Source organism: Pseudomonas wadenswilerensis, assembly GCF_900497695.1.
GTDB lineage: Bacteria > Pseudomonadota > Gammaproteobacteria > Pseudomonadales > Pseudomonadaceae > Aquipseudomonas > Aquipseudomonas wadenswilerensis.
The window spans coordinates 186631-210858 of sequence record NZ_UIDD01000001.1 but is presented as its reverse complement, the minus strand read 5'-3'; the positions used below and the strand labels follow the sequence as shown (position 1 = coordinate 210858).

General features: G+C 62.4%; 21 protein-coding genes. 8 read left to right on the top strand and 13 right to left on the bottom strand.

Annotated elements, in window-relative coordinates:
* Nucleotides 1-99 precede the first annotated feature (99 nt).
* Entirely contained in the window at nucleotides 100-1374 is a 1275-nt protein-coding gene (gene phoR / locus CCOS864_RS01005) for a phosphate regulon sensor histidine kinase PhoR (protein WP_233673890.1), read from the top strand.
* A gap of 113 nt (nucleotides 1375-1487) precedes the next feature.
* Nucleotides 1488-2828 (top strand): hemolysin family protein, encoded by a 1341-nt coding sequence (locus CCOS864_RS01000; protein ID WP_038997990.1) that lies wholly within the window; start codon nucleotides 1488-1490, stop codon nucleotides 2826-2828.
* Nucleotides 2829-2834: 6 nt separating this feature from the next.
* On the opposite strand, the gene CCOS864_RS00995 is transcribed toward CCOS864_RS01000, so the two are convergent.
* From CCOS864_RS00995 to CCOS864_RS00960, 8 genes are all read right to left on the bottom strand, one after another.
* A complete protein-coding gene (locus CCOS864_RS00995) occupies nucleotides 2835-3731 on the bottom strand; it encodes a peptidoglycan DD-metalloendopeptidase family protein (RefSeq protein ID WP_115084646.1) in 897 nt (298 codons plus the stop codon).
* Nucleotides 3732-3916: 185 nt separating this feature from the next.
* Nucleotides 3917-4813: a response regulator gene (locus tag CCOS864_RS00990; protein ID WP_115084644.1), complete on the bottom strand. Its 897-nt coding sequence runs from the start codon at nucleotides 4811-4813 to the stop codon at nucleotides 3917-3919.
* A 152-nt stretch (nucleotides 4814-4965) separates the two neighbouring features.
* Nucleotides 4966-5724 carry a phosphate signaling complex protein PhoU gene (phoU, locus tag CCOS864_RS00985; protein ID WP_038997986.1) on the bottom strand — a complete coding sequence of 253 codons (759 nt, stop codon included), beginning with the start codon at nucleotides 5722-5724 and terminating at the stop codon, nucleotides 4966-4968.
* 121 nt (nucleotides 5725-5845) lie between these two features.
* Complete coding sequence (gene pstB, locus CCOS864_RS00980) at nucleotides 5846-6679, bottom strand: phosphate ABC transporter ATP-binding protein PstB (RefSeq protein WP_115084643.1); 834 nt, start codon at nucleotides 6677-6679, stop codon at nucleotides 5846-5848.
* Nucleotides 6680-6776: 97 nt separating this feature from the next.
* Nucleotides 6777-8393 (bottom strand): phosphate ABC transporter permease PstA, encoded by a 1617-nt coding sequence (pstA, locus tag CCOS864_RS00975; protein WP_208644354.1) that lies wholly within the window; start codon nucleotides 8391-8393, stop codon nucleotides 6777-6779.
* 71 nt (nucleotides 8394-8464) lie between these two features.
* A complete protein-coding gene (locus tag CCOS864_RS00970) occupies nucleotides 8465-10753 on the bottom strand; it encodes an ABC transporter permease subunit (RefSeq protein WP_115084639.1) in 2289 nt (762 codons plus the stop codon).
* Between the two features lie 139 nt (nucleotides 10754-10892).
* Nucleotides 10893-11891: a phosphate ABC transporter substrate-binding protein PstS gene (locus tag CCOS864_RS00965; protein WP_010225946.1), complete on the bottom strand. Its 999-nt coding sequence runs from the start codon at nucleotides 11889-11891 to the stop codon at nucleotides 10893-10895.
* Nucleotides 11892-12052: 161 nt separating this feature from the next.
* The gene (locus CCOS864_RS00960; protein ID WP_115084638.1) at nucleotides 12053-13342 is read right to left on the bottom strand and encodes an MFS transporter; all 1290 of its coding nucleotides are present in this window, start codon (nucleotides 13340-13342) and stop codon (nucleotides 12053-12055) included.
* 371 nt (nucleotides 13343-13713) lie between these two features.
* Here CCOS864_RS00960 and CCOS864_RS00955 point away from each other — a divergent pair, with 371 nt between their 5' ends.
* Together CCOS864_RS00955 and CCOS864_RS00950 are read left to right on the top strand one after the other, a co-directional pair.
* Entirely contained in the window at nucleotides 13714-14115 is a 402-nt protein-coding gene (locus CCOS864_RS00955) for an acyl-CoA thioesterase (protein WP_009402429.1), read from the top strand.
* A gap of 72 nt (nucleotides 14116-14187) precedes the next feature.
* The gene (locus tag CCOS864_RS00950) at nucleotides 14188-15084 is read left to right on the top strand and encodes a D-hexose-6-phosphate mutarotase (RefSeq protein ID WP_115084636.1); all 897 of its coding nucleotides are present in this window, start codon (nucleotides 14188-14190) and stop codon (nucleotides 15082-15084) included.
* Nucleotides 15085-15117: 33 nt separating this feature from the next.
* Here the strand turns inward: CCOS864_RS00950 and CCOS864_RS00945 are convergent, their stop codons facing one another.
* The 5 genes from CCOS864_RS00945 to CCOS864_RS00925 form a co-directional block, all read right to left on the bottom strand.
* On the bottom strand, nucleotides 15118-15651 hold the full coding sequence (locus CCOS864_RS00945) for a DUF3299 domain-containing protein (RefSeq protein WP_166675759.1): 534 nt from the start codon (nucleotides 15649-15651) through the stop codon (nucleotides 15118-15120).
* Between the two features lie 50 nt (nucleotides 15652-15701).
* Nucleotides 15702-15950, bottom strand: a complete 249-nt coding sequence (locus tag CCOS864_RS00940) for a GlsB/YeaQ/YmgE family stress response membrane protein (RefSeq protein ID WP_010222807.1) — start codon at nucleotides 15948-15950, stop codon at nucleotides 15702-15704.
* Nucleotides 15951-16043: 93 nt separating this feature from the next.
* Nucleotides 16044-17126, bottom strand: a complete 1083-nt coding sequence (locus tag CCOS864_RS00935; protein WP_115084632.1) for a 5-(carboxyamino)imidazole ribonucleotide synthase — start codon at nucleotides 17124-17126, stop codon at nucleotides 16044-16046.
* Between the two features lie 10 nt (nucleotides 17127-17136).
* Nucleotides 17137-17628, bottom strand: a complete 492-nt coding sequence (purE, locus tag CCOS864_RS00930; RefSeq protein WP_115084630.1) for a 5-(carboxyamino)imidazole ribonucleotide mutase — start codon at nucleotides 17626-17628, stop codon at nucleotides 17137-17139.
* Nucleotides 17629-17828: 200 nt separating this feature from the next.
* Nucleotides 17829-18740 (bottom strand): LysR substrate-binding domain-containing protein, encoded by a 912-nt coding sequence (locus CCOS864_RS00925; protein ID WP_010222804.1) that lies wholly within the window; start codon nucleotides 18738-18740, stop codon nucleotides 17829-17831.
* A gap of 177 nt (nucleotides 18741-18917) precedes the next feature.
* On the opposite strand from CCOS864_RS00925, the gene aspA reads away from it, so the two are divergent.
* The 4 genes from aspA to CCOS864_RS00905 all read left to right on the top strand — a co-directional run bounded on the left by aspA (nucleotide 18918) and on the right by CCOS864_RS00905 (nucleotide 24195).
* Nucleotides 18918-20342, top strand: a complete 1425-nt coding sequence (gene aspA / locus CCOS864_RS00920) for an aspartate ammonia-lyase (RefSeq protein WP_045199650.1) — start codon at nucleotides 18918-18920, stop codon at nucleotides 20340-20342.
* A gap of 335 nt (nucleotides 20343-20677) precedes the next feature.
* Complete coding sequence (locus CCOS864_RS00915) at nucleotides 20678-22087, top strand: alanine/glycine:cation symporter family protein (RefSeq protein WP_115084628.1); 1410 nt, start codon at nucleotides 20678-20680, stop codon at nucleotides 22085-22087.
* Nucleotides 22088-22149: 62 nt separating this feature from the next.
* The gene (locus CCOS864_RS00910; protein ID WP_115084627.1) at nucleotides 22150-23142 is read left to right on the top strand and encodes an asparaginase; all 993 of its coding nucleotides are present in this window, start codon (nucleotides 22150-22152) and stop codon (nucleotides 23140-23142) included.
* A 60-nt stretch (nucleotides 23143-23202) separates the two neighbouring features.
* Nucleotides 23203-24195: an AraC family transcriptional regulator gene (locus CCOS864_RS00905; protein WP_115084626.1), complete on the top strand. Its 993-nt coding sequence runs from the start codon at nucleotides 23203-23205 to the stop codon at nucleotides 24193-24195.
* The last annotated feature ends 33 nt before the right edge of the window (nucleotides 24196-24228 follow it).

Sequence of the window (24228 nt, the reverse complement as noted above, 5' to 3'; positions counted from 1 at the left end):
AGATCCGCTTCAACCTTGCAGCTTGTAGCTTGCAACGTGCAGCTGATCCGCTAAGGATCCCAATTGAACCAGAACTGGCATGGCACCCTGATTCGCCACATGCTGTTGCTGATCACCGTCTGCCTGCTGGCGGGCCTGATCAGCGGCTACTATGGCTGGAGCCTGGCCCTGGGCCTGGCCATCTACCTGGGCTGGACCCTCAAGCAACTGCTGCGCCTGCATGAATGGTTGCGCCTGCACAAACCCGATGAAGCACCGCCCGATGGTTATGGCCTGTGGGGCGAGGTGTTCGACAGCATCTATCACCTGCAACGCCGCGATCAGCGCGTGCGCGGGCGCCTGCAGGCGGTGATCGACCGGGTGCAGGAGTCCACCGCTGCACTCAAGGACGCGGTGATCATGCTCGACAGCGATGGCAACCTGGAGTGGTGGAACCGCGCCGCAGAAACTCTGCTGGGCCTGAAAACCCCGCAGGACAGCGGCCAGCCGGTGACCAACCTGGTCCGCCATCCGCGCTTCAAGGAGTATTTCGAGCAGGAAAACTATCAAGAGCCGCTGGAAATCCCTTCACCGATCAACGACCGCATGCGCGTGCAGTTGCACATCACCCGCTACGGCAACAACGAACACCTGATGCTGGTGCGCGATGTCACCCGCATCCACCAGCTGGAACAGATGCGCAAGGACTTCGTTGCCAACGTCTCCCACGAGCTGCGTACGCCGCTGACGGTGATTGCCGGCTACCTGGAAACCTTGCTCGACAACGTTGAGGAGGTGAATCCACGCTGGGTTCGCGCCCTGCAGCAGATGCAGCAGCAAGGCGGGCGCATGCAGACCCTGCTCAATGACCTGCTGTTGCTGGCCAAGCTGGAGGCCACCGACTACCCCTCGGACAACCAGCCAGTAGCCGTCGAAACCCTGCTGCAGTCGATCAAGGGCGACGCCCAGGCGCTATCCGGGCAACGTAACCAGCGCATCAGCCTTGAAGCCCAGCCAGGCATCCGCCTCAAGGGCAGCGAGGCAGAGCTGCGCAGCGCCTTCTCCAACCTGGTGTTCAACGCGGTCAAATACACCCAGGATGAAGGCCAGATCCGCATCCGCTGGTGGGCCGACGAGCAAGGCGCGCACCTGAGCGTGCAGGATTCAGGCATCGGCATCGACCCCAAGCACCTGCCACGCCTGACTGAGCGCTTCTATCGGGTCGACTCCAGCCGCGCCTCCAACACCGGCGGCACCGGCCTGGGCCTGGCGATCGTCAAGCACGTCCTGTTGCGCCATCGCGCGCGCCTGGAAATCAGCAGCGTACCCGGCCACGGCAGCACCTTTACCTGCCATTTCTCCCCTGCCCAGATCGCGGCGCGCCAGGCCTCCTGAGCCGCCGCCCTTTAAATTTGCACAGTCAGCCGCTACATTGGCTGACTCGCGCCAGCACATGCTGGCATTGCTGTACTCCCATTCTTAGAAGACGGACCCCGTAAAACTCCATCATGGACCCTTCCCCTGGTTTCAACCTCGCTGCACTGTTCGCCGATTTCGGCATGATTCTTTTTGCTCTGCTGCTGGTGCTGCTCAACGGCTTTTTCGTTGCCGCCGAGTTCGCCATGGTCAAATTGCGCTCGACCCGGGTCGAGTCGATTGCCGAGCAGCATGGCTGGCGCGGGCAGATCCTGCGTACCGTCCACAGCCAACTGGACGCCTACCTGTCCGCCTGCCAACTGGGTATCACCCTTGCCTCGCTGGGCCTGGGCTGGGTGGGTGAGCCAGCCTTCGCACACCTGCTCGAACCGCTGCTGGGCGCAGTCGGTGTCGAGTCGCCGGAAGTGATCAAGGGCATCTCGTTCTTCAGCGCCTTCTTCGTCATCTCCTACCTGCACATCGTCGTCGGTGAGCTGGCGCCCAAGTCCTGGGCGATCCGCAAGCCCGAGCTGCTGTCGCTGTGGACGGCGGTGCCGCTCTACCTGTTCTACTGGCTCATGTACCCGGCCATCTACCTGCTCAACGCCAGCGCCAACGCCATCCTGCGTATCGCTGGCCAGGGCGAGCCCGGGCCGCACCACGAACACCATTACAGCCGCGAAGAGCTCAAGCTGATCCTGCACTCCAGCCGTGGCCAGGACCCTAGCGACCAGGGTATGCGCGTACTGGCTTCGGCAGTGGAAATGGGCGAGCTGGAGGTAGTCGACTGGGCCAACTCCCGTGAAGACATGGTCTGTCTCGACGCCAATGCACCGCTCAAGGAAATCCTCGCGATGTTCCGCCGGCACAAGTTCAGCCGCTACCCGGTACTCGATGCCGAGCGCGGCGAATTCATCGGCCTGCTGCACATCAAGGATCTGCTGCTGGAGCTGGCCGACCTCGACCATATTCCCGAGTCGTTCAACCTGGCGGAACTGACCCGCCCGCTGGAACGTGTGTCGCGGCATATGCCGCTGGCTCACTTGCTGGAGCAGTTCCGCAAAGGCGGCGCACACTTTGCCCTGGTCGAGGAAGCCGACGGCAAGGTGATCGGCTACCTGACCATGGAGGACGTGCTGGAAGTGCTGGTTGGCGATATCCAGGACGAACACCGCAAGGCCGAACGCGGCATCCTCGCCTATCAGCCGGGCAAGCTGCTGGTGCGCGGTGATACACCGCTGTTCAAGGTCGAGCGCCTGCTTGGTGTCGACCTTGACCATATCGAAGCGGAAACCCTCGCCGGCCTGGTCTACGAGACCCTCAAGCGGGTGCCGGAAGAGGAAGAGCTGCTGGAAGTCGAAGGCCTGCGCATCATCATCAAGAAGATGAAAGGGCCGAAGATCGTCCTGGCCAAGGTGCTCAAGCTCGATTGAACCGCCTCAGGGGTTGCCGGCGGTAAAGTTCGGCAACCCGCCGACGGGCTGGTTGAACTGGTAGGGTATCGACTCCAGCGCCAGCCCGACGTTGCGCTGCACCACAAAGTGCAGGTGCGGGCCACTGCTGTTGCCGGTATTGCCGGATTTGGCCAGCGGCGTGCCGTACACCACTCGCTGCCCTTCCCTGACCACCACCGAGCCGCGCATCAGGTGCAGGTACACGCCCATGGTGCCGTCTTCGTGGAGGACCCGCACGAAATTGCCCGAAGGATGGCTGCCACGGCCGCTTTGGCTGTTTTCAGTCTTGATCACTACCCCCGCCCTTGCGGCGATGATCGGCGTGCCTTCAGGCATGGCGATGTCCATGGCATAGCGGCCCTTGGGCCCGAAATGGCTGTAGCGGCCGTTTGGCCCTTGGCTCAGGCGAAAAGGCCCGCCGCGCCAGGGCAAGGGGTAGCGGAAGGCCAGTTGGCGCTGGCCCGGGTTGCCCAGGGCGTAAGAGAATTTCTCCTTATAGCTCACCGGTCTGCCGGGCTGCCGTGCACTTAGCAGGGTCAACGGCATCGTCGTGCGTGCCGGTATTACCCCCCGTACCAGCCGTGACGCCCCACCCTGCACATTGCCCATGCGCTGCAGACGCAGCTCCACCTCGACTGGCGCGTAAGTGTCGTTGCGCGCACTGAAGCGCACACCACCGGCAAACCGGTTGACCTGCAACTGCACCTGGGTGTCCAGCTGTTCGACCATCCTGTCGCCAAAGACAAACGCCCGGCTGCCGGGAATCGGGCGATCGGAATAAGACACCACGCCATAGGCGTCGGTACTTTTGTAGAGGGTTATGCCGAGCACAGGGCCGCAAGCCGTGAGCAAGGCGCAGAACAGCAGCGTGCGTGCAGGCATGAGTAGTGGCTTTTTGACAGTTGATGGTCTGTCGAAGCCTAGCAGCAGATTTTGGCGGGGATGCGGCGAGAGTGTTTCAGGGGTGTGCCAGGAGACGAGCGGTGCTTTGATCGCCGGCAAGGCCGACTCCCACAGAAACGATAGTCACAGACCCTGTGGGAGCTGGCTTGCCAGGGATGGGGCCGTCAGGCCCCCGGCACGAAGTGCTTCTGCGCCGATCCGCGGGCAATCAGACGCGACAGGTAGTCGAGCTTCTGCGCATCCTGGTCAACGAACTTGAAGGTCAGTTGCAGCCAGTCGCTGTCCGGCTTGGGCTCCAGCGCGGCAATCGCATGCAGGTAGCCATTGAGACGGGCGATCTCGGCGTTCTCGCCCTGCTCCAGGTCAAGCACCGCGCCCTCCAGTACCTGTGGCAGAGTTTCGCCACGGCGCACCACCAACAGCGCCTCCTTGAGGCTCAGGGCCTTGATCACGCACGGCTGAACGCCGCTTGGCAAACGCAGTTGGCCCTGGCCACGACCTGCCGGTGCGGCAGTTGCAGGCTTGGGAGCGCTCACCAGTGGCTTGGCCGCCGCTACCGGGGCTGCTGGCGCTGCCGGCTTGACCGTTTCGGCACGGCCGCCGGTCAGGGCACTCAGCGAGTCGTTGGCAAACGCCGAAGTAGCGCGGGTCGGTGCACTGGCCAGCAAAGTGTCGAGCTTGCCGACCTTGGTCAGGGCTTTTTTCACCTTGGTCAGCAGCTGCTCGTTGGTGAATGGCTTGCCGACAAAGTCCGAGACCCCGGCCTGGATCGCCTGAACCACGTTCTCCTTGTCGCCACGGCTGGTCACCATGATGAACGGCAGGGTCTTCATCGACTCCTGCTGGCGACACCAGGTCAGCAGCTCAAGGCCGGACATTTCCGGCATTTCCCAGTCGCACAGGACCAGATCGAAGGTCTCACGGCTCAACAAGGTCTGGGCCTTGCGACCGTTGACCGCGTCTTCGATCACAACACCGGGGAAGTAGTTACGCAGGCACTTCTTGACCAGATCGCGAATGAACGGCGCATCATCCACAACCAACACACTGACTTTACTCATCGCCACTCCTATTGAATCCCGACTAGCATAACGCTGACTGATGGCCATTTGCCAAACATTGGGTCACGCCGGGACTCGTTGTTTCGTTCGCGGCTGCCTCACCCGCAAACGAAAACGCCCGGCCAAGGCCGGGCGTTCATTCTCGGGCAGTCTTAGTTATCGTCAGATTTGCCCGGAACATTAGCCTTTTCGCCGCTGCGCTGAACCTCTTCCTGCATGCGCTTGAGGCCCAGGTGACGGACGTCGGTGCCGCGCACCAGGTAGATCACCAGCTCGGAGATGTTGCGCGCGTGGTCGCCGATACGCTCCAGCGAGCGTAGGGCCCAAATTACGCTGAGAACACGCGAGATCGAGCGTGGATCTTCCATCATGTAGGTGACCAGCTCGCGCAGGGCGGTCTTGTACTCGCGGTCGATGGTCTTGTCGTACTGGGCCACCGACAGCGCCAGGTCGGCGTCGAAACGGGCAAAGGCATCGAGGGCATCGCGGACCATGTTGCGCACCTGGTCGCCGATATGGCGCACTTCGACGTAACCGCGGGGCGACTCGCCTTCTTCGCACAACTGGATGGCGCGGCGGGCGATCTTGGTCGACTCGTCGCCGATGCGCTCCAGGTCGATCACCGACTTGGAAATGCTGATGATCAGGCGCAGGTCGGACGCCGCCGGCTGACGACGGGCCAGAATGCGCACGCACTCTTCGTCGATGTTGCGCTCCATCTGGTTGATCTGCTCGTCGACTTCGCGCACCTGCTGGGCCAGGCCCGAGTCAGCCTCGATCAGCGCGGTAACCGCGTCGTTGACCTGCTTCTCGACCAGGCCGCCCATCGCCAGGAGGTGGCTGCGAACCTCTTCGAGTTCGGCGTTGAACTGCTGGGAGATATGGTGGGTAAGGCTGTCTTTATCGATCATGCTTTCGCTCCGCGAAAAAGCTTCAAGTAGCAAGCTTCAAGCTTCAAGTTTGTTCGTGTCGTTCCCGGGCTTCACGCTCGCCACTTTCTTGCAGCTTGCGGCTTGAAGCTTGCAACTGCCGTTAGCCGTAACGGCCAGTGATGTAGTCTTCGGTCTGCTTCTTCGCCGGGTTGGTGAACAGCGTGTCGGTATCACCGAACTCCACCAGCTTGCCCATGTACATGAATGCGGTGTAGTCCGAGACCCGCGCCGCTTGCTGCATGTTATGGGTAACGATGACGATGGTGTACTTGGACTTGAGCTCGTAGATCAGCTCTTCGACCTTCAGCGTCGAGATCGGGTCGAGTGCCGAGCAGGGTTCGTCGAGCAGCAGTACTTCCGGCTCCACGGCGATGGTGCGGGCAATCACCAGACGTTGCTGCTGACCACCGGACAGACCCAGCGCCGACTCGTGCAGGCGGTCCTTGACCTCTTCCCACAGCGCCGCGCCCTTGAGCGCCCACTCCACGGCTTCGTCGAGCACACGCTTCTTGTTGATGCCCTGGATGCGCAGGCCGTAGACCACGTTCTCGTAGATGGTCTTGGGGAACGGGTTGGGCTTCTGGAACACCATGCCGACCCGGCGGCGCAGCTCGGCAACGTCTTCGCCCTTGCGGTAGATGTTGTTGCCGTAGAGGTTGATCGCGCCTTCCACGCGGCAGCCGTCAACCAGGTCGTTCATGCGGTTGAAGGTACGCAGCAAGGTCGACTTGCCGCAGCCGGACGGGCCGATGAAGGCGGTCACGCGCTGCTTGGGGATGTTCATGCTGACATCGAACAGGGCTTGCTTGTCGCCGTAGTACAGGCTCAGGCCAGGCACTTCGATGGCTACGGTTTCTTCAGCCAGGCGCAGGCTCTGTTTGTCGCGACCCAGGGCCGACATGTCTATACCGTGAGAATGGGTTTCATGTTGCATGATTTCACTCCGTTTGTAGCTGCTAGCTTCTCGCTGCAAGCTGCAAGTTTGAGCAAAAGCGGCTTGTAGCTTGCCGCTTATGGCTAATAGCTTTCAGTCAGCTGTCCAGCGCCTTGTACTTCTCGCGCAGGTGGTTACGAATCCATACCGCCGAGAGGTTCAGGGTGGCGATTACCAGCACCAGCAGCAACGCGGTGGCGTACACCAGCGGCCGCGCGGCCTCGACGTTCGGGCTCTGGAAGCCGACGTCATAGATGTGGAAGCCCAGGTGCATGATCTTCTGGTCCAGGTGCAGATACGGGTAGTTGCCGTCCACCGGCAGCGAAGGCGCCAGCTTGACCACACCCACCAGCATCAGCGGCGCGACTTCACCTGCGGCGCGGGCCACGGCGAGGATCATGCCGGTCATCATCGCCGGGCTGGCCATCGGCAAGACGATCTTCCACAGGGTCTCGGCCTTGGTCGCACCGAGCGCCAGCGATCCTTCGCGGACCGTGCGCGGAATCCGCGCCAGACCTTCTTCGGTGGCCACGATCACCACCGGCACCGCCAGCAGCGCCAGGGTCAGCGAAGCCCAGAGCAGGCCCGGGGTACCCAGGGTCGGCGCGGGCAGCGCTTCAGGGAAGAACAGGCGGTCGAGCGAGCCACCCAGCACATAGACGAAGAAGCCCAGGCCGAACACGCCGTAAACGATCGCCGGAACACCCGCCAGGTTGTTCACCGCAATACGAATCAGGCGGGTCACCGGGCCCTGACGCGCATACTCACGCAGGTACACCGCCGCCAGCACGCCGAACGGGGTGACGATCACCGCCATGATCAGGGTCATCATCACGGTACCGAAGATCGCCGGGAAGATCCCGCCTTCGGTGTTGGCTTCACGCGGGTCGTCGCTGAGGAATTCCCAGACCTTGGCAAAGTACACGCCCAGCTTGGTGAACACGCCCATGCCGTTCGGCTGGTAGGCGTGCACCACCTTGCTCAGGTTGATTTCCACCTCACGACCATTACCGTCCTTGGCTACCAGGCTGTCGCGGCCGAAGTCCTGGTGCAGGCCGCCCAGGCGCTCTTCGATGGCCTTGTAACGGTTGTTCAGCTCGGCGCGCTCGGCTTCGATATCGGCCTGGGCAGCGGCATCCAGCTTGCCATCCAGTTCCAGCTTGCGGGTCTGCAGGCGCAGGCGCTCAAGGCCGTAGTTGATCGCACCGATGTCTTTCTTCTCAAGCTTCTGCAGTTCGCCGGCCAGTTTGTCGGCACGCTTGAGGCGGTTTTGCAGTTCGTTCCAGGCCGCCTGGCCTTCGGCGACAACCTTGCCGTTTTCCTTGACGCTGACCAGGTAACCGTAGAAGTTGCCCCACTCGCGGCGCTCCAGGGCGATCAGCTCGACCGGCTTTTGCTGGTCGGTCAGCCATTCGCCGACCACCCAGGTGAAGTCGCTGCCGTTGAGGTCGCGGTTACCGACCTTGATCAGCTCGCGGGTCATGAACTCCGGGCCTTCGTCAGGCACCGGCAGGCCGGCGCCCTTGAGACGGGCACGAGGTACTTCTTCCTTCTGTACCACTTCGCCCACGACGATGTGATTGGCCTGGCCAGGCACGTTGTAGCTGGCTTGCAGCAGGTCGGCCGGCCAGAAGTGGCCGAGGCCGCGCACGGCGATCACGGCGAGCAGACCGATGGTCATGATCACCGCGATGGCGACCGCGCCACCGCTCATCCAGACGCCGGGGGCGCCGCTCTTGAACCAGCTTTTGAGGGAATCCTTTTTCACGGATCGCTACCTTTCTATCAAAGCGACGAGTATTTCTTGCGCAGACGCTGGCGAATCAGCTCGGCCAAGGTGTTCATCACGAAGGTGAACATCAGCAGCACCAGCGCGGCGAGGAACAGCACGCGGTAATGACTGCCACCGACTTCCGACTCGGGCATCTCCACCGCAACGTTGGCCGCCAGGGTGCGCATACCTTCGAACAGGTTCATTTCCATGACCGGGGTGTTGCCGGTGGCCATCAGCACGATCATGGTTTCACCCACGGCGCGGCCCATGCCGATCATCAGCGCCGAGAAGATCCCCGGGCTGGCGGTCAGGATGACCACACGGGTCAGGGTCTGCCACGGCGTGGCACCGAGCGCCAGCGAACCCAGGGTCAGGCTGCGCGGCACGCTGAACACGGCATCTTCGGCGATCGAATAGATGTTCGGGATCACCGCGAAGCCCATGGCGATACCGACCACCAGAGCGTTGCGCTGGTCGTAGGTGATGCCCAGATCGTTGGTGATCCACAGGCGCATGTCGCCGTCGAAGAACCAGGTCTCGATGAACGGGCTCATGTACAGGGCGAACCAGCCGGTGAACAGGATCACCGGGATCAGGATCGCCGCTTCCCAACCGTCCGGTACCCGCAGGCGCAGCGACTCGGGCAGACGGCTCCAGGCAAAACCAGCCACCAGAACACCCAGCGGCATCAACAGGAACAGGCTGAACACGCCCGGCAGGTGCCCTTCAAGGAACGGCGCCAGGAACAGGCCGGCGAAGAAGCCGAGAATCACCGTCGGCATCGCTTCCATCAGCTCGATCACCGGCTTGACCTTGCGGCGCATGCCCGGGGCCATGAAGTAGGCGGTGTAGATGGCGGCGGCAATGGCCAGCGGCGCGGCGAGAATCATCGCGTAGAACGCCGCCTTCAGGGTACCGAAGGTCAGCGGCGACAGGCTCAGCTTGGGTTCGAAGTCGGTGTTCGAGGCGGTCGACTGCCAGACGTACTTCGGCTCGTCGTAGTTCTCGTACCAGACCTTGCTCCACAGCGCGCTCCAGGACACTTCCGGGTGCGGGTTCTTCAAAGTCAGCGGCAGCAGCTTGCCGCCTTCTTCGATGATGATGCGGTTGGCCCGTGGCGACAGCGCCAGGACGCCCGCGCCTTCAGCGGCCGGCTCGACCAGCAGGGTACGGTGCGCGGTGCTGTGGAACACACCGAGCTCGCCATCGGCATCGAGGGCGATGAAGCCCTTGCGGCGTTCTTCAGCATCGATCTGGACGATCGGCGCCTTGCCCATCTGGAACTCGCGAATGCGCTTGAAGCGCTGTTCGCCGTCCGGATCGCGGGCCATGAACCACTGGGCCAGGCCACCTTTGGAGTCACCGATGATCAGCGAGATACCGCCCACCAGCTGAGTGCTGGCAGTAACTTCGGCATTGCCGTCGTCGAGCAGCTTGTAGCGGCCGTTGAGGCTCTTGTCGCGCAGGCTGAAGACGTCGGCCTGGGCGCGGCCGTTGATTACATACAGCCACTGCTGGCGCGGATCGATGAAGATGGCTTTGACCGCTTCGGTCATCTGCGGCAGCTCGATACGGCTCTGCTCGCTGGTGACTTCGCCGGTCATCATGTTTTCTTCGCGGCTCAGCGACACAACCTGCAGGTGCGCACCGGTAGAGCCGGCCACCACCAGGGTCTCGCCATTCACGTTGAGGCTGACATGCTCCAGCGCCCGGCCCTGTTCATCCAGGGTGAACGGCGCCTGGCCGTAAGGGAAGTCGATGCCCGGGCTGATGGTTTTCTTGTTGTCCGGGTAGGTGATCTTGTAGCTGTGGCTGAACGCCAGCGCCTGACCGTTGGACAAACCCAGCACCACCAGCGGGTTGCCCGGCTGATCGGCACCGATCGAGGTCACCTGGGTACCGGCTGGCACCGGCAACTCGACGCGCTTGAGCTCGGCACCGGTCTTGGTGTCGAAGAACAGCGCCTGGCCCTTGTCGGAAACCCGCATGCCGACCAGGTTCTGTTCTTCCAGGGCGATCATCAGCGGCTTGCCGGCGTCCTGCTGCAGCCAGGTCGGCTCCAGGGCCTTCTTGCTGGTCAGTTCGGCGCCCTGGAACAGCGGCACGACCACGTAGGCCAGGTAGAAGAAGATCAGGGTAATTGCCGCCAGCACGGCAAGCCCGCCCACCAGTACATACCAGCGGGTCAGGCGGTCCTTGAGCGCACGCATGCGCCGCTTGCGTTGCAGTTCGGGCGTATTGAAGTCAATCCGCACGGGGGGAGAATTTTGGGTCATTGTGGAGTTGGCCAGATCATTCATGCGCACACCCTAGCGGTCCCGTATGACAAAAACATGACAATGCAGTGACGCAAAAAAGCCCGCCGCGCAGATACCCCTGGCAGCGGACTCGCAATTTGTGGCGAGACCAGGTCAAAACCTGACCCCGCCGGTCTTTCAGTTACTTCTTCGCAACGTTGCCGTTGTGATTCAGACCCAGGTCCGCCAGGGCTTTATCAACCACTTTGGCAGGGAGCGGGATATAACCGTCCTTGACCACGACTTGCTGGCCGGCTTGCGACAGGACCAGTTTGACGAACTCGGCTTCCAGCGGGGCCAGAGGCTTGTTCGGTGCCTTGTTGACGTAGACGTAGAGGAAGCGCGACAGCGGGTAGGTGCCGTTCAGGGCGTTGGCTTCGTTGTCTTCAACGAAAGCACCGCCTTCCTTCTTGGCCAGTGGCACGGTCTTGACGCTGGCGGTCTTGTAGCCGATGCCCGAGTAACCGATGCCGTTCAGCGAGCTGCTGATCGACTGCACGACCGAAGCCGAGCCAGGTTGTTCGTTGACGTTAGGCTTGAAGTCGCCTTTGCACAGGGCTTCTTCCTTGAAGTAGCCGTAGGTGCCGGACACCGAGTTACGACCGAACAGCTGCACTGGCTTGTTGGCCAGGTCGCCGGTCACGCCCAGGTCACCCCAGGTTTTGACGTCGGCCTTGGCGCCGCACAGGCGGGTCGAGGAGAAAATTGCATCGACCTGGGCCATGGTCAGGCCTTTGATCGGGTTGTCCTTGTGCACGAATACGGCCAAGGCGTCGACGGCAACCGGGATGGCGGTTGGCTTGTAGCCGTATTTCTGTTCGAAGGCCTGCAGCTCGACGTCCTTCATCTTGCGGCTCATCGGGCCGAGGTTGGCGGTGCCTTCGGTCAGCGCGGGTGGCGCGGTGGAGGAGCCGGCAGCCTGAATCTGGATGTTTACGTTCGGATATTCCTTCTTGTAGGCCTCGGCCCACAGGGTCATCAGGTTCGCCAGGGTATCGGAACCGACGCTGGAGAGGTTGCCCGACACACCGGTGGTCTTGGTGTAGGTCGGAATAGCTGGGTCAACAGCGGCAACCGCATTGGCGGTGGCAACGCCAGCGGCGACGAAAGTCAGGGCCGCCATCAAACGCTTCAGTTTCATGCCTTGCTCCTAGCAGGAATTGGGGTGAGATGGATCGGGCCCAAGTATCTGCAGGCCGTATGACTACTCTATGAATCGAATGTGACAATTAGATGAAAGGCCATCACCGGCTAGCGGTGATGGCCTTTTCAAAATGTTGCGAGGGTTGTGTTAGAGCGGTTTCAGCGCTTCTTCGCCGTCAGATAAATACCCACGAGCAGACCAATGGCACAGATGCCAGCAACATAGTAGGCCGGTGCCATCGGGCTGAACTTGAGCAACGCGGTCACTACCATCGGCGTCATCCCGCCAAAAATCGCGTAGGCCAGGTTGTAGGAAAACGACAGTCCGCTGAAACGTACGACAGGCGGGAAGGCTTTGACCATGACGTAAGGCACGGCGCCGACAATGCCGACACACAGTCCGGTCAGGGCATACAGCGGGAACAGCCACTCCGGGTGGGTAGGCAAGGTGTGATAGAAGGTCCAGGACGTGACCAGCAGCGCCAGGCTACCGACGATGAATACCCGGCCGGCGCCAAAGCGGTCGGCCAATGCACCGGTGCCGATGCAGCCGAGGCTGAGCAGGACGATGGCCAGGCTATTGGCCTTCAGCGAGTCGGTCGGGCTGACCTGGTAAAGACTCTGCAGCAGCGCCGGGGTCATCAAAATCACCACGACGATGCCAGCCGACAGCAGCCAGGTCAGCAGCATCGACAGGACAATGGCACCACGGTGGTCACGCAACACCGCGCGCAACGGCACCTCTTCGGCCAGCGCCTTGCGCGCCTGCATCTCGGCAAACACCGGGGTTTCATGCAACCAGCGGCGCAGGTACACCGCGAACAGGCCGAACACCCCGCCGAGCAGGAACGGGATACGCCAGGCGTAATCGGCGACTTCCTGCTGGCTATAAACAGTGTTGATCAGCGTTGCCACCAGCGAACCGAGCAGGATCCCGGCGGTCAGGCCCGCCGTCAGCGTACCGCAGGCGTAACCGGTATTGCGCGCCGGCACGTGCTCGGAGACGAACACCCAGGCGCCCGGCACTTCACCACCAATCGCCGCGCCCTGGATCACCCGCATCACCAGCAACAGGATCGGCGCCCACAGGCCGATCTGCGCGTAGGTCGGCAGCAGGCCCATGATCAGCGTCGGCACGGCCATCATGAAGATGCTCAGGGTGAACATCTTCTTGCGCCCCAGCAGGTCGCCGAAGTGGGCCATGACGATGCCACCCAGAGGCCGTGCCAGGTAGCCGGCGGCGAAGATGCCAAACGTTTGCATCAAACGCAGCCATTCAGGCATTTCGGCGGGAAAGAACAGCTTGCCGACCACCGTGGCGAAGAACACGAAGATGATGAAATCGTAGAACTCCAGCGCACCGCCCAGGGCGGAAAGCGACAGGGTCTTGTAGTCACTGCGGGTCAGCGGCCTCGAAGGCTGCGCGATACTGCCGGGCACGGAGGTCATAGGTCTCTCTTGTTGGCATTTCTTATTGGGGTGCAGGCCGCCTGGCACGCGGGTTTCGGCCTGGGAAGCATCGAAAGATAGCAAATTGGCGGAAAAAGCACATAGCAGTACAAATTCAATACAAGTATTCATGACTGCATGGTCGTCGCTGCGCTTTCGGCTCTATATACTGGCCGCTTGTAGGAAAAGGTTGGGTCTTCTGAAGGATGTTGTGCGAAAACGCCGCTAGGTATGCTTAGTCGGTTTCGCAGAGTTTCCCTTCGCCGCCTGGCAAAGCGAAAGCAGCGTAGAATAGTTGTGCTGAATCGTTTTTCGAGGCGTCTGTCATAGCGCCAACCAACGAAGCGTCATGGGTCAGAGGCACCCCCGGCATGATTGAACTCGAACAAGAAGATCCTATCCCGCAAGGCGACCTGGCCTTGCAGATCACTGCATTGCCCCGTGAAACCAACGGTTTTGGCGATATCTTCGGCGGCTGGCTGGTCGCTCAGATGGACCTGGCCGGTACCGCCATGGCCAGCCGCGTTGCGGGTGGCAGAGTGGCTACCGTAGCCATCGATCGCATGGCATTCCTGGTGCCGGTGGCTGTCGGCGCGCAGTTGTCCTTTTATACCCAGACCCTGGAAATCGGCCGCAGCTCGATCCAGATGATGGTCGAGGTGTGGAGTGACGATCCGCTGTCCAGCGAATGGCGCAAGGTTACCGAAGCCGTATTCGTGTTCGTCGCCATCGACGGCAGCGGTCGCACCCGTTCGGTTCCTCCTCGTCGCTGAGACCGCTGCGCGGTAAACTCGAAGGCATGCAAGCGGTCCAAGGCCGTACGGCAAACCAACGAGATAAAGCGCATGTCCACACCCAAGGTCGAATCCGAAAAGCACGGCGAGCTCAATTGCTGGCGCATCACCAGCGACACGGCTGAATTGCTGGTCGCCCAGCAGGGCGCGCAGGTGCTGAGCTATCAGCGCCTCGGCGAGCCGCCTTTGCTGTGGCTCAGCGAACAAGCCATCTTCAGGCAGGGTAAATCCGTGCGCGCCGGGGTTCCGGTGTGCTGGCCCTGGTTCGGCATTTTCAAGCGCAACCCCGAAGCCGTGCAGGCCATGTATCACGGTGAAGACGGCCCGGCCCATGGCCTGGTGCGCGGCCGTGACTGGCAGTTGCTGGGCATCGACAGCAGCGGCGACAGCGTGCGCGCCGAGTTCACCCTGCCCGCCAGCCAGGGCGATCTCCCCGGCTGGCCCCACATTGTCGAGCTCAAGCTGACCATCGTCATGGGCGAACAGCTGAGTATCACCCTCTCCAGCTACAACCTCGACAACGTTCCGGTCACCCTCAGCCAGGCGCTGCACAGCTACTTCGCCGTCAGCGATGTGCGGCAGGTGCAGGTCGAAGGTGTCGATGGCCTGAGCTACATCGAAACCCTGGCCAACTGGGAGCAGCGCCAGCAGCAAGGCGCGCTGGGCTTTGCCGGTGAAACCGACCGCATTTATCTGCAGGCGCCCGAGCAACTGAGCATCGTCGACCCGGCCTGGAACCGCCGCGTGGTGATAACGGCCAAGGGTTCGCGTACGGCAGTGATCTGGAACCCCTGGACCGAGCGTGCCGCCGAGTTGCCGGACATGGCCGAGGATGGCTGGCAGCGCATGCTCTGCATCGAGACCGCCAACGTGGTGGATGACCTGGTGACACTGGCGCCAGGGGCGACCCATTCGCTGAGCCTGACGATCGGCAGCCAGGCGCTCTAGATCGCTATCGCGGGGCGCATGCCCCGCGATCATTCACAAATCTGCGTCTTCAACCACTCGCACCTTGGCCGCATCCATTGCATAGGCGGCATCGGCCAGGTCATTGCTGACCGTTTCCACCTTCAAGGTGCCGTTGACCCATAGCGGCGTGTAGATATCGTCGAGCTTCAGGCCCTTGGGGTAGCGCACCAGCACCAGCTGGTTCGGTGGCGGTGGCGGCACGTGGATGCAGGCGCCCGGGTAAGGCACCAGGAAGAACAGTGTGCTGTTGCCCTTGGCGTCGGTTTCCAGCGGCACCGGATAACCGCCCAGCCGGATGTGCTTGCCGTTCATGGCCGGCACGGTCTTGGTCGAATACATCACCGCCGGCAGGCCCTTGCTCTGCTTAAGGCCACCCTTGTCGGTGAAGGTGCCCATGGCTTCCGGGGAGTTGTGGTCGATTTCGGGCATCTGCTCGAGGGCTTTCTGGTCCGACTTGGGCATCAGTTCCAGCCAGTCGGTTTCCGGCATTTCAGCCCGGGCCAGGCCGCTCAGCAGCAATAGGGAGAGAAGTAATACACGGTGCATGAAAAAGCTCGGCAACGAAGGAGTTCGGTGCCGAGCATTCTAGCCTGCTGTCAGCTCTTTTTGACGACCAGGCCGTAGATCACCAACAGGACAATCGCGCCCACCAGCGCGCCGAGGAAACCCGCACCCTCTCCGGCCTGATAGATGCCCAGCGCCTGGCCGCCGTAGGTCGCGGCAAGCGAACCGGCAATACCCAGCAGAATGGTCATGATCCAGCCCATGCTGTCGTCGCCCGGCTTTAGAAAGCGTGCCAGCAGACCGACGATCAGGCCGATGAAGATGGTTCCGATGATACCCATGGCAATCCCTCTGAGTTGAATGGCGCATGCCAAAGCCTAGTCAGCGCTTTGGCATCCTGCCATCAGAGGGATAGAGCAGCGGGAAGGTTCCCTTCAGCCCTTGATCAGGGCTTCGACTTGCTGGATTTTTTGCTCCAGGGTCGCCATGTCGTCGCAACGCAGGGTGGCATGGCCGACCTTGCGCCCGACCTTGAAGGCCTTGCCGTAGTGGTGCAGGTGGCATTCGTCGATGGCAATCACCTTGTCGACCGCCGGCACTTCACCGATGAAGTTGAGCATGGCGCTTTCGCCGACCTTGGCAGTCGAACCCAGCGGCAGGCCGGCAACGGCGCGCAGGTGGTTTTCGAACTGGCTGCACTCGGCGCCTTCGATGGTCCAGTGCCCGGAGTTGTGCACCCGCGGGGCGATCTCGTTGGCCTTGAGGCCGCCATCGACTTCGAAGAATTCGAAGGCCAGCACGCCGACATAGTCAAGTTGCTTGAGCACGCGGCCGGCGTAGTCTTCGGCCAGGCTCTGGAGCAAGTGGTCTTCGCTGGCCACCGACAGGCGCAGGATGCCGCTCTCGTGGGTGTTGTGCACCAACGGGTAGAAACGGGTTTCGCCATCACGGGCGCGCACGGCGATCAGCGACACTTCGCCGGTGAACGGCACGAAACCTTCGAGCAGGCACGGGACGCTGCCCAGTTCGGCGAAGGTGCCTACAACATCCTCGGCAGTTCGCAGCACTTTCTGACCTTTGCCGTCATAACCCAGGGTGCGGGTCTTGAGCACGGCAGGCAGGCCGATGCTGGCAACGGCGGCATCCAGGTCGGCTTGCGACTGAATATCGGCGAAGGCCGGAGTGGGAATGCCCAGGTCCTTGAACATGCTCTTTTCGAACCAGCGATCGCGGGCGATGCGCAGCGACTCGGCACTCGGGTAGACCGGCACGAACTGCGACAGGAAGGCCACGGTTTCAGCCGGGACGCTTTCGAACTCGAAGGTCACCAGGTCAACTTCGTCAGCCAGCTGCCGCAGGTGATCCTGGTCACCGTAATCGGCGCGCAGGTGCTCGCCCAGAGGCGCCGCGCAGGCGTCCGGAGCCGGGTCGAGGAAAGCGAAGTTCATGCCCAGCGGGGTACCTGCCAGGGCCAACATGCGGCCCAGCTGGCCGCCACCGATTACACCGATTTTCATGCTTTTGACCTCAGGCCTGGCGCGGATCTGGATGGTCCAGAACGTTGTCTGTCTGTTCAGTGCGGAACTGTTTGAGCACAGTGTGGAACTGCGGGTGCTTGGCGCCGAGGATGCTCGCCGAGAGCAGCGCGGCGTTGATCGCACCGGCCTTGCCGATGGCCAGGGTGGCTACCGGAATACCGGCTGGCATCTGCACGATCGACAGCAGCGAGTCGACACCGGAAAGCATCGACGACTGTACCGGCACGCCCAGCACCGGCAGGTGGGTCTTGGCCGCGCACATGCCTGGCAGGTGGGCAGCGCCACCGGCGCCGGCGATGATCACCTCGATGCCACGGCCTTCGGCCTCTTCGGCATACTGGAACAGCAGGTCCGGGGTCCGGTGGGCAGACACCACCTTGACCTCGTAGGGAATGCCGAGTTTTTCCAGCATATCGGCGGTGTGGCTAAGGGTGGACCAATCGGACTTGGAGCCCATGATCACGCCAACCAGTGCACTCATCGTCGAGCCTCTTCTCTTGGGCGCCCGCAGGCGCGTCAAAAAACAACAAGCCACGCGGGACGACCGGCGTGGCTTGTTATACGAATTAGGGCCGGGCATACCGACCAAAGGCCGCGCAGTATACCGCAAAGGAACGTCTTGGATGCACCCTGACGACCAACTGTCGGCCTTATTTTTCGGGGCTTTGGCTGACTTTCGGGTCAAGCCCCGGCGGCTGGCGAACCGCCCTCCAGCTTGCGCCACAGCAGGCGCACGTTGGCCTTGCGCACCAGGGCGCAGCGATACAGGCGGATTTCCAGTGGTACGTGCCACTGGCTGCCGCCGCAAATCACCAGCTCACCGCGCTCAAGCTCGGCCCGCGCCGACAGCCGTGGTACCCAGGCGATGCCCAGGCCTTCAAGGGCCATGCTCTTGAGGCTGTCGGCCATCGCCGTTTCATAGACAGTGGTAAAACGCAGGTTGCGCTGGCGCAGCAGCAGATTGACCGAACGTCCGAGGAACGCCCCAGCGCTGTAGGCCAGCAACGGCACACTGCCCTCGCCTTCCAGGTCGAACAGCGGCTTGCCCTCGGCATCGGCGGCGCACACCGGCAACATCTCGGTATGGCCCAGGTGCAGCGACGGGAAAATTTCCGCATCCATCTGCAAGGCTGCATCCGGGTCGTAGAAGGCCAGCATCAGGTCGCAGCCGCCTTCGCGCAGGGCATGCACGGCGTCGCCGACGTTGGTCGCCACCAGGCGCGTGGCAATGTTCAGGCCGTCGTTACGCAGTTGCGCAATCCAGCGTGGAAAGAACCCCAGCGCCAGCGAGTGCGCCGCCGACACCTGGATCACCTCGCCCTGCCCGCCTTCCAGGTGATGCAGATGGCGCAGCACCTCGCCCAACTGATCAACCACCGTACGCGCCGTCACCAGAAACAACTGCCCCGCCGCCGTCAGCTCGATAGGCGTGCGTGAACGGTTGACCAGGGTCAGCCCCAGCGCCGCTTCCAGGCTGCGAATCCGCCGGCTGAAGGCCGGCTGGGTGACGAAACGGCGCTCGGCGGCCTGGGAAAAACTGCGGGTCGCGGCCAGGGCGCTGAAGTCTTCCAGCCATTTGCTCTCAAGGTTCATGGGCTCTCCAGGCATGCACCAAAATTGAACACGCTCGATCGGCAGTTGGCGTCACACCAACCTGTATGCCGTTTGTGCATAGGTTAGCGCGCAACAGCATTGGCCGCAAAATCGGCGCAAGCCTAGGATTGGCGCCATTCCGGCATGTGCCGGGCCAAACTCGAGATGATATCTATCATGTCCGCTGCTGCATCGTTCCGTGTCGAAAAAGATCTGCTTGGCACCCTCGAAGTCCCTGCTGATGCCTACTACGGTATCCAGACTCTGCGTGCTGCCAACAACTTCCACCTCTCCGGCGTTCCGCTGTCGCACTACCCTAAACTGGTTGTGGCCCTGGCCATGGTCAAGCAGGCTGCTGCCGACGCCAACCGTGAGCTGGGTCACCTGAGCGATGCCAAGCACGCTGCCATCAGCGAGGCTTGCGCCCGCCTGATCCGCGGCGACTACCACGAGCAGTTCGTGGTCGACATGATTCAAGGCGGTGCTGGTACTTCTACCAACATGAACGCCAACGAAGTGATCGCCAACATCGCGCTGGAGGCCATGGGCCACCAGAAAGGCGAGTACAAGTACCTGCACCCGAACAACGACGTGAACATGGCGCAGTCGACCAACGACGCCTACCCGACCGCGATCCGTCTGGGTCTGCTGCTGGGTCACGACGCCCTGCTGGCCAGCCTCGACAGCCTGATCCAGGCCTTCGCTGCCAAAGGTCAGGAATTCGACCACGTACTGAAGATGGGCCGTACCCAGCTGCAGGACGCCGTGCCGATGACCCTGGGCCAGGAATTCCGCGCCTTCGCCACCACCATGACCGAAGACCTCAACCGTCTGCGTTCCCTGGCGCCAGAGCTGCTGACCGAAATCAACCTGGGTGGTACCGCCATCGGTACCGGCATCAACGCCGACCCAGGCTATCAGCTCCTGGCCGTACAGCGCCTGGCCACCATCAGCGGCCAGCCGCTGGTACCGGCTGCCGACCTGATCGAAGCCACCTCGGACATGGGCGCCTTCGTCCTGTTCTCGGGCATGCTCAAGCGTACCGCGGTCAAGCTGTCGAAGATCTGCAACGACCTGCGTCTGCTGTCCAGCGGCCCACGCACCGGCATCAACGAAATCAACCTGCCGGCGCGTCAGCCAGGCAGCTCGATCATGCCAGGCAAGGTCAACCCGGTAATCCCGGAAGCGGTCAACCAGGTGGCCTTCGCCATCATGGGCAACGACCTGGCCCTGACCGTCGCGGCCGAAGGTGGCCAGTTGCAGCTGAACGTCATGGAGCCGCTGATCGCCTACAAGATCTTCGACTCGATCCGCCTGCTGCAACGCGCCATGGACATGCTGCGCGAGCACTGCATCGTCGGTATCACCGCCAACGAACAGCGCTGCCGCGAACTGGTCGAACATTCGATCGGCCTGGTCACTGCCCTGAACCCGTACATCGGCTACGAAAACGCGACCCGTATCGCTGCCATCGCCCTGGAAAGCGGCCGTGGTGTGCTGGAACTGGTACGTGAGGAAGGCCTGCTGGACGAAGAGATGCTCAACGACATCCTGCGTCCGGAAAACATGATTGCTCCGCGTCTGGTGCCGCTCAAGGCGTAACCGATGCTGTAACACGCTCACCAGGTCGAGGGACTAGACACCTCTCACCTTTTGAGGGCCCAGGGATCACTCCCCGGGCCCTTTTTTTATGCCCTCCTGCCGCACCTTCTATCCCTGTGGGAGCCGGCCTTGCCGGCGATAAAACCCGCACGGTTTCAGCTACTGCGCGGCGCCCGCATCGCTGGCAACGCCAGCTCCCACAATGGCAAGCACAGGGCATATCCGCCACGCCAAGGCAGACGCGCGGCGCTCGCATCGGTATAGTGCCCGCCCTCTTGCGTGCCAGCACCCCGGCGCTACACGCAGTAAAAGCCATTAAAAGCGAGGAACACTCCATGCTTGAAGTCATTAACGACTTCCTCTCGGGCAAGGTACTGATCGTGCTCATTGTCGGTCTGGGCAGTTACTTCACGATCCGCTCGCGTTTCGTTCAGTTGCGTTACTTCACCCACATGTTTTCGGTATTTCGCGACAGCCTGCGCAGCAGCAGCGAACAGCTCAGCTCCTTCCAGGCGCTGATGCTCAGCCTCGCCGGCCGCGTCGGTGCGGGCAATATTGCCGGTGTCGGCATCGCCGTGACCCTCGGTGGCCCCGGCGCGGTGTTCTGGATGTGGGTGACGGCGCTGGTGGGTATGTCCAGCAGCTTCATCGAATGTACCCTCGGCCAGCTGTACAAGCGTTGCGACAGCGAAGGCCAGTACCGCGGCGGCCCGTCGTATTACATCGAACATGGCCTGGGCAAACGCTGGCTGGGCATGGTCATGGCGTTCCTGCTGCTGATCACCTTCGGCTTCGCCTTCAACGGCCTGCAAGCCCACGCCGTGACCCACTCGCTGAACAACGCCTTCCAGTTCGACACCACCTATACCGGCATTGCCCTGGCCGTGCTGCTGGGCCTGGTGTTCATCGGCGGCATCAAGCGCATCGCCGCCGTCGCCGACCTGCTGGTACCGGTCAAGACCCTGGCCTACATCGCCGTGACCCTGTACGTGATCGTGCTGCAGTTCGACCAGGTACCGGACATGCTGATGACCATCGTCAAGAGCGCCTTCGGCCTGGATCAGGCCTTTGGTGGCCTGGTCGGCAGCGCCATCATCATGGGCGTCAAACGCGGCGTGTTCGCCAACGAAGCCGGCCTTGGCAGCGCACCCAACGTCGCCGCCGTGGCCCAGGTCGACCACCCGATTGCCCAGGGCGTAGTCCAGGCGTTCTCGGTGTTCCTCGACACCTTCATCATCTGCACCTGCACCGCCTTGCTGATCCTGCTCTCGGGCTTCTATACCCCGGGCTTCGAAGGCGACGGCATCGCCCTGACCCAGAACTCGCTGGCTGCCGTAGTCGGTGACTGGGGGCGGATCTTCATCAGTGTCGCCCTGGCGCTGTTCGTGTTCACCTCGATCCTCTACAACTACTACCTGGGCGAGAGCAACCTGCGCTTTCTGGTCGGTGACAACCGCAAGGCCCTGATCGGCTACCGCGCACTGGTGTTGCTGCTGATCTTCTGGGGCGCGGTGCAGAACCTGGGCACGGTGTTCGCGTTCGCCGACATCACCATGACCTGCCTGGCCTTCGTCAACCTGATCGCCCTGGCCCTGTTGTTCAAGGTGGCCATGCGCGTGCTGCGCGACTACGACGACCAGCGCGCTGCCGGGGTGAAAACGCCGGTGTTCGATTCGGCCAAGTTCGCCGACCTCGACCTCGACACCAAAGCCTGGCCAGCCAAGGTCGAAGACTCCAAGCGCTGACAGCCTGCGCGGTGATGGCGTACTGTGGTCGGTCTTCCTCAAGCTGACCACGGAGACAGGCGATGGCAACTGCGCAACCGGCCCGCAACATCATGGTGCTGTACACCGGCGGCACCATCGGCATGCAAAACAGCGCCAATGGCCTGGCCCCGGCCTCGGACTTCGAGCAAAGGATGCGCGAGCATCTGGCCGGGCAGGCCGACCTGCCCGCCTGGCAGTTCCGAGAACTGCTGCCACTGATCGACAGCGCCAACATGACCCCGCAGTACTGGCAGCGCCTACGCGCAGCGATTATCGAGGCGGTCGACGGGCAAGGTTGCGATGCCGTGCTGGTGCTGCATGGCACCGACACCCTGGCTTACAGCGCCGCGGCGTTGAGCTTCCAGTTGCTTGGCCTGCAGGCCGCGGTGCTGTTCACCGGCTCCATGCTGCCAGCCGGCGTGGCCGACAGCGATGCCTGGGAAAACCTCACCGGGGCACTACAAGCCCTGGCTGCCGGCGTCCCGCCGGGTGTGCAACTGTACTTTCACGGTGAACTGCTGGCCCCGCACCGTACGGCCAAGGTACGCAGTTTTGGCCGTCATCCATTCGTCACCCTGAAGCGCTTTGCAGGTTCTGCCACGCCGCAGCCCTTGCCGGCAGCGCTCGACTATCGCCAGCCAAAACAGCTCGCCAATGTCGCGGTGCTGCCCCTGGTGCCGGGGTTTGGCGCGCCGCTGTTGCAGGCCGCGCTCGCCAGCGGTGCACAGGGCCTGATCCTGGAGTGCTTCGGCAGTGGCACCGGCCCATCCGACAACCCCGACTTTCTCGCGGCCCTGGCTGAGGCTCGGGCACGTGGCATCGTCGTAGTCGCCATCACCCAGTGCCATGAAGGCGGGGTCGAACTGGATGTCTACGAGGCCGGCAGCCGCTTGCGTCAGGTCGGCGTGCTGTCGGGGGCCGGCATGACCCGTGAGGCGTTGTTCGGCAAGTTGCAGTTGCTGCTGGGCTGTGGCTTGCCGGTTACCGAGGTACGCCGCCTGGTCGAACAGGATCTTTGCGGTGAATTGCTATAAGCGGCTGAAGGCATACAAATTGCTCGACTTGTTCGGCCAACCTGTCGAAAGAAGCCGAGCATGCTCCATTCACACCTCACCACCCTGAACGCCGTGTCCTTGGTTCTACAAGCCTTTCAAGGCCAGGGCCCTGGCGATGAAGCCTTGCTTGCCGGCAGCGGCATCAGCCCAGCAGACCTGGGCCGCGCCGACTCGCGCATCACCACCCGCCAGGAGCTGCTGGTGTGTGCCAATGCCGTGGCCCGGCGCCGCGAAGTGGGGCTGGAGTTAGGCCGGCGCATGCATGTTTCCTGCTACGGCATGCTCGGTTACGCCCTGCTCTCCAGTGCCACCTTAGGTGACGCTTTGCGTCTGGCGATGCAATACCCGGCGCTACTGGGAACACTTTTCCAGCTGCGCCTGATCGACGATGGCGAGCGGGTCTGGTTCAGCGCCAGCGATTATCGCGAAGAACCACAGCTGGCAGCCTTCAATGCCGAGTTCTGCCTGACCTCGCTGAAAGTCATCTGCGACGACCTGCTTGGCCAGCCGCTGCCACTGCTGGCTGCACGCTTCGCCCACCCGACCCCGGATTACCATGCGCTGTATGGCGACAGCTTCGCCTGCCCGTTGCGCTTCGACGCCGCGGACAATGCCTTCGCCTTCGCCCGCACATGGCTGGACCAACCTCTGCCGCTGGCCGACCTGATCACCCACCGGGCCATGAGCGAGCGCTGCCGGCGGCTTAACCTGGAATTCACCGGCCGCCAGGCCTGGCTCGGGCGGATCCGCCAGCTGCTGCTCGACCAACTCGATGCAGCTCCCGGCCTGGAAGGCCTGGCGCGACAGATGAACTGCTCGTCACGCACCTTGCGCCGGCACCTGCAGGAGCTGGGCAGCAGTTATCAACAGCTGCTCGATGAACTGCGTTTCGAGCGAGCCAAGCAGCTGTTGGCCGAAGATCAGCTGCCCATCTACCGCATCGCCGAACTGCTGGGCTTCAGCGAAACCGCCAGCTTTCGCCACGCCTTCATGCGCTGGAGCGGGGTTGCACCGAGTCACTTCCGCGCCTGAATACAACGGTTGCACCGCCAGGGGGCGAAATCC

Coding starts and splice junctions, on each gene's coding strand:
- phoR (WP_233673890.1), top strand. CDS start 100: ATGCTGTTGCTGATCACCGTCTGCCTGCTGGCGGGCCTGATCAGCGGC.
- CCOS864_RS01000 (WP_038997990.1), top strand. CDS start 1,488: ATGGACCCTTCCCCTGGTTTCAACCTCGCTGCACTGTTCGCCGATTTC.
- CCOS864_RS00995 (WP_115084646.1), bottom strand. CDS start 3,731: ATGCCTGCACGCACGCTGCTGTTCTGCGCCTTGCTCACGGCTTGCGGC.
- CCOS864_RS00990 (WP_115084644.1), bottom strand. CDS start 4,813: ATGAGTAAAGTCAGTGTGTTGGTTGTGGATGATGCGCCGTTCATTCGC.
- phoU (WP_038997986.1), bottom strand. CDS start 5,724: ATGATCGATAAAGACAGCCTTACCCACCATATCTCCCAGCAGTTCAAC.
- pstB (WP_115084643.1), bottom strand. CDS start 6,679: ATGCAACATGAAACCCATTCTCACGGTATAGACATGTCGGCCCTGGGT.
- pstA (WP_208644354.1), bottom strand. CDS start 8,393: ATGAGCGGTGGCGCGGTCGCCATCGCGGTGATCATGACCATCGGTCTG.
- CCOS864_RS00970 (WP_115084639.1), bottom strand. CDS start 10,753: ATGAATGATCTGGCCAACTCCACAATGACCCAAAATTCTCCCCCCGTG.
- CCOS864_RS00965 (WP_010225946.1), bottom strand. CDS start 11,891: ATGAAACTGAAGCGTTTGATGGCGGCCCTGACTTTCGTCGCCGCTGGC.
- CCOS864_RS00960 (WP_115084638.1), bottom strand. CDS start 13,342: ATGACCTCCGTGCCCGGCAGTATCGCGCAGCCTTCGAGGCCGCTGACC.
- CCOS864_RS00955 (WP_009402429.1), top strand. CDS start 13,714: ATGATTGAACTCGAACAAGAAGATCCTATCCCGCAAGGCGACCTGGCC.
- CCOS864_RS00950 (WP_115084636.1), top strand. CDS start 14,188: ATGTCCACACCCAAGGTCGAATCCGAAAAGCACGGCGAGCTCAATTGC.
- CCOS864_RS00945 (WP_166675759.1), bottom strand. CDS start 15,651: ATGCACCGTGTATTACTTCTCTCCCTATTGCTGCTGAGCGGCCTGGCC.
- CCOS864_RS00940 (WP_010222807.1), bottom strand. CDS start 15,950: ATGGGTATCATCGGAACCATCTTCATCGGCCTGATCGTCGGTCTGCTG.
- CCOS864_RS00935 (WP_115084632.1), bottom strand. CDS start 17,126: ATGAAAATCGGTGTAATCGGTGGCGGCCAGCTGGGCCGCATGTTGGCC.
- purE (WP_115084630.1), bottom strand. CDS start 17,628: ATGAGTGCACTGGTTGGCGTGATCATGGGCTCCAAGTCCGATTGGTCC.
- CCOS864_RS00925 (WP_010222804.1), bottom strand. CDS start 18,740: ATGAACCTTGAGAGCAAATGGCTGGAAGACTTCAGCGCCCTGGCCGCG.
- aspA (WP_045199650.1), top strand. CDS start 18,918: ATGTCCGCTGCTGCATCGTTCCGTGTCGAAAAAGATCTGCTTGGCACC.
- CCOS864_RS00915 (WP_115084628.1), top strand. CDS start 20,678: ATGCTTGAAGTCATTAACGACTTCCTCTCGGGCAAGGTACTGATCGTG.
- CCOS864_RS00910 (WP_115084627.1), top strand. CDS start 22,150: ATGGCAACTGCGCAACCGGCCCGCAACATCATGGTGCTGTACACCGGC.
- CCOS864_RS00905 (WP_115084626.1), top strand. CDS start 23,203: ATGCTCCATTCACACCTCACCACCCTGAACGCCGTGTCCTTGGTTCTA.